Here is a 14,289-nt window from a genome sequence, read left to right as displayed (position 1 = left end):
GGCGGCTGAGCAGCGGGTGTGAACGGTCGGGGGCGTGTTCGCAGGCGCCTCACCACGTGTCGATGAACGAACGCCCGCGCTCCTCAGGGAGGTCCGGGCCACCGTCCAGCGCCGCCAGAATCCATGCGCGCGACTCCGCCGGATCGATCACCGCGTCGATCTCCAGCGCCGCCGCCGCGTTGACCGCCTTCCCGTGCTCGTACAGCTCGGCCACCCGCGCCTCGAAGGCCCGCTCGCGCTCCTCGGGGTCGGTGATCGCCGCCAGCTCCTTGCGGTAGCCGAGGCGGACGGCGCCCTCCAGGCCCATACCGCCGAACTCGCCGCTCGGCCAGGCGGCGGTGGCCAGGGGGGCGCGGGTGGAACCGCCCAGCATGGCCATGGCGCCGAGACCGTACGCCTTCCGCAGGACGAGGCCGACGAGCGGCACGCGGAGGTTCGCGCCGGTCACGAAGAGACGGGCGAAGTGCCGCACCGTGGCGGTGCGCTCGGCGTCCGGGCCCACCATGAAACCAGGGGTGTCGCAGAGCGAGACGACCGGGAGTCCGAAGGCGTCGCAGAGCTGCAGGAAGCGGGCGGTCTTGTCGGCGGCGTCGCGATCGACGGCGCCGCCCAGGTGGGCCGGGTTGCTGGCGATGAGCCCCAGCGGGCGCCCCTCGATACGCACGAGGCAGGTCAACACCCCGGTTCCGAAAGCCTGTCGGAGCTCCAGGACCGACCCACTGTCCGCCAGTGTCTCGACGGCCGTGCGCATGTCGTAGGCACGACGCCGGTTCTCCGGGACGACATGCCGGAGCAGACGCTGGTCCGGTGCCTCCCACCTGGCCTGTGTGCCTTGGAAGTACGAAAGGTACTGGCGGGCGACCCGGACCGCCTCCGCCTCGTCGGGCACCGCCAGGTCCACGACACCGTTGGGGACTTGGACCGACAGCGGACCGACCTCCTCGGGGCGGTACACGCCCAGGCCCCCGCCCTCGATCATGGCGGGGCCGCCCATGCCGATCGAGGCGTCCGGCGTCGCGATGACGACGTCGCAGCAGCCGAGCAGCGCCGCGTTGCCCGCGAAGCAGCGGCCGGAGGCGATGCCGACCAGAGGTACGAGGCCGCTGAGCCGTCCCATCCGCTGGAAGGTGGTCACGTCCAGCCCGGCGATTGAGGTGGTGTCGGTGTCACCGGGGCGACCGCCGCCGCCCTCCGCGAACAGCACGACCGGCAGCCGTCGTTCTTCCGCCAGCGCCAGCATCCGGTCGGTCTTGCGGTGGTTCTGCAGCCCCTGGGTGCCCGCGAGCACCGTGTAGTCGTACGACATCGCCACGCACGGCGCACCGCCCACGCGCCCGATGCCGGTGACCATGCCGTCGGCCGGCGTCGAACGGATCAGGTCGTCCAGCGTGCGCCGCCGGCGCTGGGCGGCGATCGCCAGCGCGCCGAACTCGGTGAAGGTTCCCTCGTCGCACAGGTCCTGGATGTTCTCGCGGGCGGTGCGACGGCCGATGGCGTGGCGCTTCGCGACGGCCTCGGGGCGGTTCTCGTCCAGACCGACGGCGTGACGGCGCACGGCCTCGGCCAGATCGGGGCGCACGCCGTCCAGGTCCGGCGTCTCATCAGGGCGCGCCTCGGAGGTCGCGCCGCTCCTCTCGTCCAGTGCCAGCAGGGGACGGCCCTCGCCCACCGTTTCGCCGACGCGTGCGTACAGGGCTCGAACCACACCGGCGACCGGAGCACGGATGACGTGCTCCATCTTCATGGCCTCCAGGACCAGCAGCTGCGCCCCGGCGTCCACCGGTTCGCCCGGCGCGACCGCGACGGAGACCACCGTGCCGCTCATCGGCGCGGACACCGTCCCCTCGACCAGCACCGGCTGGTCGTCCTCGCGCGGAAACTCTGCCAAGTGCTCCTCGACGAAGCCGGTGTGCCGCCAGAACCCCGGTCGGTCAAGGACCGCCCGCAGCAAGGGAATTCCGGTCCGTACGCCCTCGATCCCGAACTCGCCGAGTGCTCGCCGGGCACGTTCGCAGGCGGCGGCGAAGTCGTGCGGTACGTGGGCGATCACCTTGGCGAGCAACGAGTCGTAGCGGACGTCCACTTGGGTCCCGGCCCGCATCGCCGTGTCGACGCGCACGCCGGGCCCGGTCGGCACGTCGAACCGCGCGAGCCGCCCGGCCGACGGCCGCACCGTCCCGTCGGCGGACGTGACCTCGGCGTTGACCCGGGCCTGGACGGCGAACCCGCGGGGCGCCGGCGGGTGTCCCGCGAGCCCCAGCTCCTCCAGCGTCTCGCCCGCGGCCAGCCGCAGTTGTACGGCGACCAGGTCGACGCCCGTCACCTCCTCGGTGACCGTGTGCTCGACCTGGAGCCGCGGATTGGCCTCGATGAAATGGAACTCCTCGCTCTGTTCCCGGACGAGGAATTCGAAGGTGCCGAGTCCCGTGCAGCCTGTGGCGCGGGCCATCCGCAGGGCGGCGGACAGGAGCATCTCCCTTGTGGAATCGGCCAGTTCGGGAGCGGGGGCGATCTCGATCAGCTTCTGGTGGCGGCGCTGGGCGCTGCAGTCCCGCTCCCAGAGGTGTGTGACGGCTCCGGTCGCGTCGCCGATGATCTGCACCTCGATGTGCCGGGCGCCCTCCAACAGCCGCTCGACGTACAACTCTCCGCGTCCGAAGCTCTGTTGGGCCTCCGAGCGGCACCGTTCCCATGCCTGAGCCAGCTCCCGGTCGGAACGCACCACCCGCATGCCGCGTCCGCCGCCCCCGCCGACAGCCTTGATCATCACCGGGCCGCCGGCCAGGAACTCCCGTGCCTCGTCGAGCGTGGTGGCACCGTCCGTGCCCGGCAGGACGGGCACGTCGAGCTGCACGGCGAGCGCACGCGCGCGTGCCTTGTCGCCGAACAGGTCGAGGACTTCGGGGGAGGGGCCCACGAAGGTGATCCCGGCCGTGGCGACGCGCCGCGCGAATGCGGCGTTCTCGCTCAGGAACCCGTACCCGGGATGCAGGAACGCGCAGCCGGTGTTCCGCGCGGCGGCCACGATCGCGTCGGCGTCGAGGTAGTCCTTCAACGGAACCGCCTCGTCGGCCCGTTGGGCATGCGGGTCGTCACCGTCCGTGTACACCGCGACCGTGCGCAGCCCCAGCTCGGAAGCGGCGCGCAGCACGCGTACGGCGATCTCCCCGCGATTGGCGACGAGTACGGCGGCAGCACCCATGAGCCCACCTTCTCCGGAAGTTGTGGAAGTTCAGGATGCCGGAGTCGAGCCCGCGAGCCAGTCGTAGGCGGACTGCGCGGTGAACTCGGCCTGGCCGCCGCGCAGCAGCAGCCCGGCCGTTGCGAAGGCGGGGTCGTCGGCCTGCGCGGCGACGTACGGGATCGCGATGCACCGCATCCCGGCCGCGTGCGCGGCGGCCGCGCCCGGCGCGGCGTCCTCCATGACCACGCAGTCCGCCGGGGTGGCACCCAGGCGGCGCGCAGCTTCGAGGAAGACATCGGGGGCGGGCTTGCCGTGCGCGACCTCGTCGGCAGAGACGACGGTCGTCAGATGGGAGGCGAGACCCGTGCCCGCCAGGATCGCCTCGATGGCCGCCGGCGAGGAACCCGAGGCCACGGCCATCGGGACGCCCTCGTCGGCCAGCAGCTCCACGAACTTCCGCATCTCCGGGTACACATGCGTGGCGGCGCGGGCCAGCTCCAGATAACGCCGGTTCTTCTCGGCGAGCAGGGTGTCGAGCGGGGCCGTCAGGCCGTAGCGCTCCTTCCAGAGCGCGAGCGTCTCCTGGGTGCTGATGCCGACGTACTGCTCGTGGTCGGACCACGTGAAGTCCGTGATGCCCTGCCCGGCCAGCGTCTGCCGCCCCGCTTCGAAGTAGTTCGGCTCGCTGTCCACGAGCGTTCCGTCGAGATCGAAGATGACCGAGGTGCTGCCGAGAGTGCTCATGGGGCAAGGATGCCAAGGAGCGATGGCCGGCCGCGTCGCCGGTCAGCTCTTCGAGGCCCGCCCGATCGACTCCACCAGCGGCAGCACTCGGTGCGGGACGCGCTCGCGCAGGGCCACCTCGGTACGCGTGCGGACGACGCCCGGCAGGCTGATCAGTGCCTGAATGACATCCTCCAGGTGTGCGTTGTCGCGTGCCACGACCCGGGTGATCAGATCGCCGCCGCCGGTGATCGAGAACGCCTCGATGATCTCCGGGACGGCGGCGAGCGCGTCGCCCACGTCGTCGAGATGGCCCTGTGTGACCTCGATGTGGACAAAGGCTAGGACGGGGTGGCCGAGAGCCGCGGGAGACAGGGACGGGCCGGTCCCGGTGATCACGCCGTCCCGCTCCAGCCGGTCGAGGCGGGCCTGGAGGGTGCCGCGGGCGACGCCGAGAATGCGGGCGTACTCACGCACGCTGGTGCGCGGCTGCTCCAGCAGCAGCCGCAGGATGCGGGTGTCGAGCTCGTCCACGGCCATGGTCCGTTGGCCTCCCAGCCGCCCGTGCTGATCATCTTCGACTGTACCAATGGCTCAGTCCGGACCTGGCCTGTTGAGCCAGTTCCCGTCTGCCGCTTATCTTGTCGGTATTGATGGCGCTGCGCAGCGCCGGACGGCAAGGACGCCGTACCGGACCCGCGGCGCCATTCGCATGTGTCGAGGTCTTCGGACCACGAAGTCCAGAGCGAAGTGGGGGCGGGCCGCCGACGGTGAAGAAGATGTTCATGGCTCCGGATCCGGGACTGTTCCGGCTGCGGGTCTCGCTGCGGGCGGTCGTCGGCATCGGTCTCGCGGTGACCCTGTCCGAGCTGGCCGGTCTCTCGCTGCCCGCGTCCATCACGGGCGGGCTGGCGGCGCTTCTCGCGCTGTTCACGGTCGGCGACCCGACCGTGCGCGGCCAGGCCCTCACCACCGCACTGCTGCCCGTGGTGGGCCTTCCGGTCCTCGCGCTCGCGACCGCCCTGCACGGGATGCCGCCGCTGCGCGACGGGACCTGGCTCGCGGTGATCTTCTGCGGGGTGTACGCCCGCCGCTGGGGTCCGCGCGGGCATGCGCTCGGCATCTTCGCGTTCATGATGTTCTTCACCACGCAGTTCCTGCACGCCGTCCCCGGCCAGCTCCCGCAGCTGTACGCGGCCCTCGGCCTGTCGCTGGCGGCGACCTCGGTGGTGAGCTTCGGCGTGTGGTGCATCGAGCGGCGCACTCCGCTGCCCGCCGCACCGGCCCCGCTCGACGGACGCGGGCTCGCGCGCCCCGCGACGCGCCAGGCCTTCCAGGCGACGGCCGCCTGCGCCTTCGCGCTTTTCGCGGGCCAGTGGCTCTCGCACGACCGCTGGTACTGGGCCGTCGGCACCGCCTGGTGGATCTTCGTGAACACCGCCTCGCGCGGCGAGACGCTCATCCGCGGCTTCCGGCGCGTTCTCGGCACCGTCACCGGCATCGTGGCCGGCCTGCTGATCGCCGTACCGCTGCACGGTGCTCCGGCACCCACCGCCGCGCTCGTCGCGGTCTGCGTCTTCGGGATCTTCTACACGGCCGCACCGTCGTACAGCTGGATGATGTTCTTTGTCACCGTCATGGCGGGCCTGCTGTACGGGCTGCTGGGCGTGCTGCACCCCGCGCTGCTCGGCCTCCGGTTCGCCGAGACCGGCGTCGGCGCGCTCGGCGCCGCGCTCGCCGTCGCGCTGATCCTGCCCATCACGACGCACGCGGTGACCGACCGGTGGGTCGAGCGGGCGCTGCACGCGGTGCACGGCTGCACCGCGGCGGCGGCCGACAGGCTCGCGGGCGACGCCCAGGCCGACCCCGCACCGCGTGCGGCGGAGCTCGAAGCACTTCTGGGGCGCGTACGTATGGCTCTCGCGCCCCTGGTGCATCCGCTCAATCCGATGCGGGCGCGCAAGGCCCGGGCCGGCCAGGTCCTTGCCCTCCTCGACGACTGCGCCCGTGAGGTACGCGGTCTCGCGGCCGTCGCCGCCGACCCGGACGCCTCGCACGACGCCCGCCTCACGGCCGCGTGCCGACGTGTCGAGACGGCGATGGAGACCCTGGTCGGCGCCGTGCCGGAGCGCGCTGCGACGGCCCATCCGGCTGCCCCGGGCCACCACCCCGGCGCCGAGCAGGCCCTCGCCCACCTCCACGGGCTGGAGCGTGCGCTCGTCGCGCTGGCCACGCCCCTGCGCGGCTCACGTCTCATGAGCGTCTGACGCTTCCCGCGCGCGTCCGACGTCGGCGCCTGGACACCAGGCGCCGGAATGAGGCACTTTTACCGGCCACCCAGAGGGTGGATCACCGCACCTGCCGGGTAACCCCGCGGCTATCAGACGCACGGAGCCCGCGGACCGTGCGGGATCGGCCCGCGGGCCGATCCGCTTAGGGGTGGCACCATGCGGGACTTCCCTCGCAGAACCGGACACGCAGAGCGCTGGGCCGGCGACGGAAATGCGGGGTGCCCGGTCTTCGGGGGCGACGGTCCGGGCGGCTGGCTGGACCGGGTTCCGGCCGGCCGCAGACGGGACGGTACGGCCCCGAGCGCACCGTACGCGCAGGTCGGCGCCGACACCGTGACCCGGACCCCGGGCCTCACGGGACGGCTGATCGGCGGTGGTTCCCCCGCGGCTCACGGCGAGGTCTCCGCCGGATCCGTGCCCGCGCCCTACGAACTCCAGCGCGCCGCCACCGAGTTTCTCGCCCTCCACCACACCGAGGAGCGCCTCGGCGACCCGGCCCGCCGGATCGCCGCCGTCCGCGCGGAGATCGCGGACACGGGGACGTATCGGCACACCACGGAGGAACTCGCCTTCGGCGCCCGCGTCGCGTGGCGCAACGCCAACCGGTGCATAGGACGGCTGTATTGGCACTCCCTGTGCGTGCGGGACCGCAGGTACGTGCGGGCCGCGGAGGACGTAGCGGAGGAGTCGGCGGACCATCTGCGGGAGGCGACCCGCGACGGCCGGATCCGGGCGCTCATCACGGTCTTCGCGCCGGACGCGCCGGGCCGGCCCGGCCCCAGGATCTGGAACGAACAGCTCGTCCGGTACGCGGGCTACGCACGCCCGGACGGCGGCGTGACCGGCGACCCGCGCAACGCGGGCCTCACCGCGCTCGCCCAGCGGCTCGGCTGGCCCGGCGGCGCGGGCACCCCCTTCGACGTACTGCCGCTGGTGATCCAGGGCGCCGACGACAAACCCCGCTGGTTCGCGCTGCCGGCCGACGCGGTGCTCGAAGTGGAGCTCGCGCACCCCGAATACACCTGGTGGCACGCGCTCGGACTGCGCTGGCACGCGGTCCCCGCGCTCGCCAACATGTGCCTGGAGATCGGCGGCATCTGCTACCCGGCGGCCCCGTTCAACGGCTGGTACATGGGCACGGAGATCGGCGCCCGCAACCTCGCCGACACCGATCGCTACGACCTCCTGCAGTACATCGCCGAACGCCTCGGCCTCGACACCCGCACCGACCGCTCCCTGTGGAAGGACCGCGCGCTCGTCGAACTCAACCGCTCCGTCCTGCACTCCTTCGACCGCGACGGCGTCACGGTCACCGACCACCACACCGAGTCCCGGCGCTTCCTCGCCCACCTCGGCCGCGAGGAGCGCAAGGGCCGCAGGGTCGGCGCGGACTGGTCGTGGATCGTGCCGCCCATCTCCGGCAGCGCCACGCCCGTCTTCCACCGCACGTACGAGGCCGTGGAGCGGCGCCCCGCGTACGTCCACCATCCGGAGGCACTCGAACGGGCGCGGGGCGCGGCCCTGTTCTAGAACCTGTCCGGCGGAGCGTGTCGGAGACGCGGGTCCCGGCACGCCCGTCTGCGGCGTTGTCGTCGCTTGCCGACTCCCCCAAGTTCTCGGCTTCGCTCGAACAGGGGGCCCCCATCGCGTCGTCGCCCTCCTCCGCCTTGCGGCTGGACGCACCAGGACCCGCTCACCTGCGCTTATGAGGCGCCGCAGCTCCCCTCCGACCTGATCCGCCGGACAGGCCCTGGTACGCCGCTCCAGGACGCCGTCCCCGGATCGCCGCCTTGGTCTAGACCGCCGATCTTCGACTGCTACCGTCGCCCCGAAGGGCGCGGGACCGAGAGGGGTCGGCAGTGGCAGACGGCGGCAGGCGGCAACAACGGGCGTTCATCGGATCGTTCACGGCGGCGGGAGGCCTCGGCGTGCTCACCGCGGCCGTGGACCCGGGCAGCGGCGCGCTGACCGTCCTGAGCACGGTGGACGGCGTTCCCGACCCCTCGTACCTCGCCCTGTCGCCCGCGCGGGACATGCTCTACGCGGTCAGCGAGACGGCCGACGGCGCGCTGGCGGCCTACCGTGTGCACGGCGACAAGCCGGAGCTGACCGGGCCGCCCGTGCCGGTCGGTGGCAGCGGTCCCACGCACCTCAGCGTCTTCGCCGGACACGTTCTGACCGCCAACTACGGCTCCGGCAGCGTCACCGCCGTGCCCGTCCGCCCCGGCGGCGGGCTCGCGGGCGCCGCTTCCAGCGTGCTCCAGCACAGCGGCTCGGGCCCGCACTCCCCGCGCCAGCAGGGGCCGCACGCCCATCAGGTGCAGCCCGACCCGAGCGGCCGCTGGGCGGTGAGCGTCGACCTCGGCACGGACTCCGTACGCGTCTGCGCGCTGGACGGCGGAACGCTCACGCTGCACCGGGAAATCGCGCTGCGCCCCGGCTCCGGGCCCCGCCACCTCGCCTTCCACCCGCGCGGCGAACACGCGTACGTACTCAACGAACTCGCGCCCACCGTCACCGTCTGCCGCTGGGACGCCACCGAGGGCGGGCTGCGTCCGGTCGGCGAGACACCGGTGCTGTCGGGCGTCCCGAAGGGCGACGCGTACCCCTCGGGCATCGTCGTGTCGCCCGACGGCCGTTTCGTATGGACCGCCACACGGGGCCAGGACGTCGTCTCCGTGCTCACGCCCGACGCGGTCGGCGAGGGGCTGCGGCTGATCGCCACGGTGCCCTGCGGCGGCACCTGGCCGCGCGCGCTGGCCCTCGAGCCCTCGGGCCGCTACCTGTACGCCGCGAACGAGCGCTCCGGCGACGTGACCTGGTTCGTGGTCGACCCGGACACGGGCATGCCGCGACGGGGCGGCTCGGTAGAGGCTCCCGCCGCCTCCTGCGTGGTCTTCGGCTGACCTGGGCCCGCGTCGTACGCCGCCGGGGCCCGCTCCTCTCGTAGGAGCGGGCCCCGGCGGCGTACTGGTACCGATGTGCCGGACGGCTAGCGGACCGGCGTGCTCTGCGACTGCTGCGGGGCGATGCCCAGCGCCGTCGTGTACTTGGCCAGCGCGAGCTTGCCGATCGCCGGGTAGGGGCCGAGCGCCTCGGCGGCGGAGCAGCCCGCCTCCTTGGCGGCCGCGTCGAGCAGGCCCGCGTCGAGCTCCGGACCGATCAGGTACGGCGCGAGCGCGAGCTGCTGGGAGCCCGAGCCGCGCAGCTGCTCGGCGGTGGCCGCGATCGCGCCCTCCTCGTCGAGCGCCGCCGCCATCACCGGCACGGCGAGCCGCGCGGCGAGCAGCATGCCGGTGATCCCGGCCGCCTGCACGGCCTCCTCGCCGCCCACGGAGGCGAGGATGATGCCGTCCGCGGCGGTCGCCACGGTGAACAGCCGGGCGCGGTCGGCGCGGGCCAGACCCGCCTCGGACAGGCGCACGTGCAGTGCCTCGGCGAGCAGCGGGTGCGGGCCGAGCACATCGGTCAGATCGGCCGCGACACGGCTGTCCATGACGGCCTGGCGGACCCGGCGCAGCAGCGCGTTGTCCGGGCCGGCGAGCAGCGGCACCACGATGGCGACGGGGCCGTCGGGCTCGGTCACGTCAGCGCCGGCGGCGCGGGCCTGTTCGAAGCGCGCGACCCGCTCCTCGGCGGCGTGCGTCAGCACGGACTGCAGCGTGGGGAACTCGGCGTCGTCCCCGTCGAGGTACCCGATCCGGGCGTCGAGGCCGGGCAGCTCGGAGCGCGCGATGCTCACGACCTCCTCGGCGAGGCTGCGCGTGGCCGCGCTGGGGGTGCCCGGCACCGCGAGGACGAGCGCGGGCGCGCCCTCGGGAGCCGCCAGGGGTTCCGGGCGGCGGTGCCGCCCGGGCTGGCGGGGTCGCGGCATTCGTACTGGCAGGCCGGACGCGGGCCCAGTGGGGGAGCTCATGGCGCCGCATGTTACTGGCTTCTTGGGCTCCCCTGTTCGGGGAGGGTGCAGGTGAGCGGTATCCGTCCGCTTTTGTCTGATGAGTTACGTAAGGATCAGAAGTGATCAGTATGGACGGACCATCCGTCTGCGAGGTGCGCCAACTGCACTTGTGCGACAGGGCGGATCAATCCGTCTTTTCGGTCACTACGCACAACATCCGCTGGTCACGGGGGAGTACGAGCTCGCCGTTGGCGAGGTCGACGGCGATCCGCAGGGCGCCGTCCACCGGATCACCGGCGGCCGGCACCTGCCGGGCGTGCGGCAGTCGCTCCGCCAGCTCCTCACCCAGGGGTACGAGCAGAGCGTCGCCCATCTTGAACAGACCCCCGGTGAAGGCGACTTGGGCCTGGCCACCGGCCGGGCAGACCGCGGCCGCCGACTCGGCCATGTGCCGGGCGGCCGCGCGCAGGACGTCCGCCGCCACCGGGTCGCTCCCGGCGCAGGCGGCCACCTCGGGGGCGAAGGAGGCGAGAACGGCGGGCCGGTCGGTGCGCGGGTACAGCTTGCCCGGCAGGTCCGACACCGGGCCGAACATCTCCTCCGCGCGCTCCAGCAGCGCCGCCGAACCACCCCGGCGCCCGTCGAAGGCTCGCAGTGCCGCCTCCAGGCCCGCGCGGCCGATCCACGCCCCGCCGCCGCAGTCGCCGAGCAGATGGCCCCATCCGTCGGCCCTGCGCCAGCTCGTCAGATCGGTTCCGATGGCGATCATGCCGGTGCCCGCGGCGATCACCGCGCCCGGCCGGTGGCCGAGCGCACCCGCGTACGCGGTCACCGCGTCGGCGGCCAACGCGAGGCGACGCACGCCGAGTTCACGCTCCAGTGCCGACGGCAGCTCGGCGCGCAGCTCGTCGCCGAGCGTGGCCAGTCCCGCCGCGCCGACGGCGACGGCCCCGAGCCCGTCGATCCCCGCCTCCGCCATCAACTGCCGTGCCATCGGCAGCAGTTGCGCCAGCAGATGTTCGGCGTCGATGCCGCGCGGGCCCGTACGGACCGGTTCCTTCGAGGCCAGGGGAGCACCGAAGGGCTCCCCCCGCACGGCGAGCACCGCGCGCAGCCCCGACCCTCCCGAGTCCACGGCCAGCACACCTGGCAGCACGCCGCCGGAGGTCACGGCAGGCGCCAGTCCACCGGCTCCGCTCCCTGCCTGGCGAGCAGGTCGTTGGCGCGGCTGAAGGGGCGGGAACCGAAGAATCCGCGGTCCGCCGACATGGGCGAGGGGTGCGCGGACTCCACCGAGGGCAGGTCGCCGAGAAGGGGGCGCAGATTGCGGGCGTCGCGGCCCCACAGGACCGACACCAGCGGACGGCCTCGCGCGGCCAGCGCCCGGATCGCCTGCTCGGTGACCTCCTCCCAGCCCTTGCCGCGATGCGCGGCCGGGCTGCGCGGAGCGGTGGTGAGCGCTCTGTTGAGCAGCAGCACGCCCTGCTCGGTCCACGGGGTGAGATCGCCGTTGGACGGCTGGGACAGCCCCAGGTCGGCGCTGAGCTCGCGGAAGATGTTGATCAGGCTGCCGGGCAGCGGACGGACATCCGGCGCGACCGAGAACGACAGGCCCACCGCGTGCCCCGGTGTCGGATACGGATCCTGCCCGACGATGAGGACGCGTACCTCGTCGAAGGGCTGCTGGAAGGCCCGCAGGACATTCGCCCCCGCCGGGAGGTAGGTGCGTCCCGCGGCGATCTCCGCGCGCAGGAAGTCGCCCATCTCGGCGATCCGTCCGGCGACGGGTTCCAGGGCTTTCGCCCAGCCCGGTTCGACGATTTCATGCAACGGTCGTGGTGCCACGGGCGTCACCCTACTGCCGTACATGCGGCGGAGATCAACCCGGTGGCCGTCCGGCGACCGAGGATGACCGATCCCTTGCCGAACCGGGTGCCCCCGGGACAAGGTGCGCTGCTTCATGCTCCGTTGGAGCCTCCCGAAGGGTTCGGTGGGGCCGGCATGGTCCGGTCGCGTCTTGCGGACCTCAGGCCATGACCGCGGCGCGTACGCACAGCACGTCCGGCAGGTGCGAGGCCAGCTGCCGCCAGCTGTCGCCGTCGTCGGACGACGCGTACACCTCGCCGTTGCGGTTGCCGAAGTACACGCCCGCCGGGTCCGCGCCGTCCGTGCACAGCGCGTCGCGCAGCACGGTGCCGTAGTGGTCCTCGGCGGGCAGCCCCGCCGTCAGCGGCTCCCAGCTCTTGCCGGCGTCCGCCGTGCGGTAGACACGACATCGTCGGCCTGCCGGGACACGGTCCGCGTCGGCGTTGATCGGGAAGACGTACGCCGTGTCGCCGCGATGCGGATGCGCCGCCGCCGCGAACCCGAACGTGGACGGCAGGCCGTCGCCGATGTCGGTCCACTGCCCGCCCGCGTCGTCGCTGCGGTACACCCCCCAGTGGTTCTGCAGATACAGCCTGTCCGGAGTCACCGGGTCCTGCGCGATCTTGTGCACGCACTGGCCGAACTCCGGGTTCGGATCCGGCAGGAACACCGCGGAGACACCAGAGTTGGAGGGAGCCCAGCTCGCGCCGCCGTCGTCGGTCCGGAACACCCCGGCCGTGGAGACGGCGACCGTCACGGCGCGCGGGTCGCGCGGGTCGGTAAGGATGGTGTGCAGCCCCTCTCCGCCGCCGCCCGGCACCCACTGCGAGCGGGTGGGGTGCTCCCACAGCGGACGGATCAGCTCGAAGGACTCGCCCCGGTCCTCCGAGCGGTACAGCGCGGCCGGCTCCGTGCCCGCGTACACCACGTCCGGTTCGGCGGCCGCCGGGTGCAACTGCCACACGCGCTCCAAAGAAGCGCCGGTGTCCTTGGGGAACTTGACGGCGGGCCGGGACGGTTCGGTCCACGTCCGGCCCAGGTCGTCGGAGTGGAAGACGGACGGGCCCCAGTGCGCGCTGTCCCCTCCGGCCAGCAGCCGCGGCCTCTCGCCCCGGGTGTCGATCGCGACCGAGTACACGGCCTGCGCGTTGAAGTACGGACTCTCGTCGAACTCCCAGGCGCCGCCGCGCCGTCGCCCGATGAAGAGGCCCTTGCGGGTGCCTACGGTGAGCAGTACGTCGGCCATGCCGACCACCTCCGCGACGTCGTTGTCTCAGACACGGGCCAGTCTGCACCCAGCCACTGACAGTCATCCCCGCTCGCGGCATTCTCACAGGTCAGGGCGGTGGTGTCGGACCCCGGTCGGGCTTCTCGCCCGTCGTCGCCGGGCTCGGCCGCGCGGCGCCGGGGCAGCTGGGGCGGAGGAGCCGCGGGTGCGGCGTGAGCATCGGGCGGCCCGAGCGCGTATGGGAGGGAGATGTGGCGTGTCGGCGCGGTTGTGAGGAGGATGCCATTGATGGCGGCATTCCGTGGTCCGAAGGTCTGGCTGTGGCGGTGGCGGCGCAACCCGCTGCGGCGACGCAGTGATGCCCTGGAGGCCTGGATCGTGCTCGTCGCCTGGGCGCTCACCCTGCTCGGCGGCCTGGTCGCGGGGCTCGCGGCCACGCAGACCGTGGAGCACGGTCTCGCCCAGCAGCGCGCCGAGTGGCGCTCCGTCCCGGCCCTGCTCACCGAGGACGCGCCCGATGCGAGCGCCACGGAGACCGGCGGCGACCTCGTCTGGGCGAAGGTGCGCTGGACCGCGGCGGACGGGTCGCCGCACGCGGGCCAGGCGAGGGTGTTCGCCGGTACCACCGCGGGGACCTCGGTCACCGTGTGGACCGACCCCCACGGCCGCCTCGTCACCAGGCCCGCCACCGCCTCTCAGGCCCAGCTGCGGGCCTCCCTGGTCGGCGTCCTGGTCGGCGTGAGCGCCGCGGGCGTGCCCTTCGTCGGTGGACGGCTCCTCCGTGGCCGGCTGGAACGGCGACGTATGGAGCGGTGGGACGAGGAGTGGGAGCGGGTCGGGCCCATGTGGGGACGAATGACTAGCTGAGGGGGTGTCCGTCACGCCCGTGCCGGTTCCTGTCGCGGGCCGACGGGCCCTCGGCAGGGCCGGTCGGCCCGTGCCCCCGCCCGGCCTCGCAGCGCGACGCTGTGGGGTGGACGACGGAGAGCACCGTCTGCGGCGCCTTCGCTCACTCCGGCCCGCCGGCCGCCGACCCGGCCTCCGGCCTCGGAGAACCGCCGCAGAGCGCAGGAGCCCGGGGCACCCGGGGAGCAGGGAG

Annotated in this window: 11 protein-coding genes; 4 read left to right on the top strand and 7 right to left on the bottom strand. The window is 73.2% G+C overall.

Annotated elements, in window-relative coordinates:
• Nucleotides 1–49: 49 nt before the first annotated feature.
• The 3 genes from ACZ4RZ_RS07125 to ACZ4RZ_RS07115 are packed head-to-tail and all read right to left on the bottom strand — an operon-like array spanning nt 50 to nt 4,447.
• Complete coding sequence (locus ACZ4RZ_RS07125; protein WP_467742824.1) at nt 50–3,202, bottom strand: acetyl-CoA carboxylase family protein; 3,153 nt, start codon at nt 3,200–3,202, stop codon at nt 50–52.
• 30 nt (nt 3,203–3,232) lie between these two features.
• Complete coding sequence (locus ACZ4RZ_RS07120) at nt 3,233–3,928, bottom strand: HAD family hydrolase (RefSeq protein WP_467742822.1); 696 nt, start codon at nt 3,926–3,928, stop codon at nt 3,233–3,235.
• A 42-nt stretch (nt 3,929–3,970) separates the two neighbouring features.
• A complete protein-coding gene (locus ACZ4RZ_RS07115; protein ID WP_467742820.1) occupies nt 3,971–4,447 on the bottom strand; it encodes an Lrp/AsnC family transcriptional regulator in 477 nt (158 codons plus the stop codon).
• A gap of 239 nt (nt 4,448–4,686) precedes the next feature.
• Between ACZ4RZ_RS07115 and ACZ4RZ_RS07110 the strand changes: the two genes are divergently transcribed.
• The 3 genes from ACZ4RZ_RS07110 to ACZ4RZ_RS07100 all read left to right on the top strand — a co-directional run bounded on the left by ACZ4RZ_RS07110 (nt 4,687) and on the right by ACZ4RZ_RS07100 (nt 9,104).
• Entirely contained in the window at nt 4,687–6,174 is a 1,488-nt protein-coding gene (locus tag ACZ4RZ_RS07110) for an FUSC family protein (RefSeq protein WP_467742818.1), read from the top strand.
• Between the two features lie 180 nt (nt 6,175–6,354).
• Nucleotides 6,355–7,728, top strand: coding sequence for a nitric oxide synthase oxygenase (locus tag ACZ4RZ_RS07105; protein WP_467742816.1), 1,374 nt, complete (start codon nt 6,355–6,357; stop codon nt 7,726–7,728).
• 329 nt (nt 7,729–8,057) lie between these two features.
• On the top strand, nt 8,058–9,104 hold the full coding sequence (locus tag ACZ4RZ_RS07100; protein WP_467742814.1) for a lactonase family protein: 1,047 nt from the start codon (nt 8,058–8,060) through the stop codon (nt 9,102–9,104).
• Nucleotides 9,105–9,190: 86 nt separating this feature from the next.
• On the opposite strand, the gene ACZ4RZ_RS07095 is transcribed toward ACZ4RZ_RS07100, so the two are convergent.
• The 4 genes from ACZ4RZ_RS07095 to ACZ4RZ_RS07080 all read right to left on the bottom strand — a co-directional run bounded on the left by ACZ4RZ_RS07095 (nt 9,191) and on the right by ACZ4RZ_RS07080 (nt 13,208).
• On the bottom strand, nt 9,191–10,114 hold the full coding sequence (locus ACZ4RZ_RS07095) for a sirohydrochlorin chelatase (protein ID WP_467742812.1): 924 nt from the start codon (nt 10,112–10,114) through the stop codon (nt 9,191–9,193).
• 166 nt (nt 10,115–10,280) lie between these two features.
• On the bottom strand, nt 10,281–11,267 hold the full coding sequence (locus ACZ4RZ_RS07090; protein WP_467742810.1) for an N-acetylglucosamine kinase: 987 nt from the start codon (nt 11,265–11,267) through the stop codon (nt 10,281–10,283).
• Nucleotides 11,264–11,941, bottom strand: coding sequence for a uracil-DNA glycosylase (locus ACZ4RZ_RS07085; protein ID WP_467742808.1), 678 nt, complete (start codon nt 11,939–11,941; stop codon nt 11,264–11,266). Before ACZ4RZ_RS07085 ends, ACZ4RZ_RS07090 begins: the two co-directional genes overlap by 4 nt.
• A gap of 181 nt (nt 11,942–12,122) precedes the next feature.
• The gene (locus ACZ4RZ_RS07080; RefSeq protein WP_467742806.1) at nt 12,123–13,208 is read right to left on the bottom strand and encodes a WD40/YVTN/BNR-like repeat-containing protein; all 1,086 of its coding nucleotides are present in this window, start codon (nt 13,206–13,208) and stop codon (nt 12,123–12,125) included.
• Nucleotides 13,209–13,478: 270 nt separating this feature from the next.
• Here ACZ4RZ_RS07080 and ACZ4RZ_RS07075 point away from each other — a divergent pair, with 270 nt between their 5' ends.
• Complete coding sequence (locus tag ACZ4RZ_RS07075; RefSeq protein WP_467742804.1) at nt 13,479–14,057, top strand: Rv1733c family protein; 579 nt, start codon at nt 13,479–13,481, stop codon at nt 14,055–14,057.
• Nucleotides 14,058–14,289 lie beyond the last annotated feature (232 nt).

The sequence above is a fragment of the Streptomyces sp. NPDC027189 genome (assembly GCF_055566975.1).
Note: the sequence above shows the minus strand (reverse complement) of the source record. Positions and strands in the feature narration are given on the sequence as shown.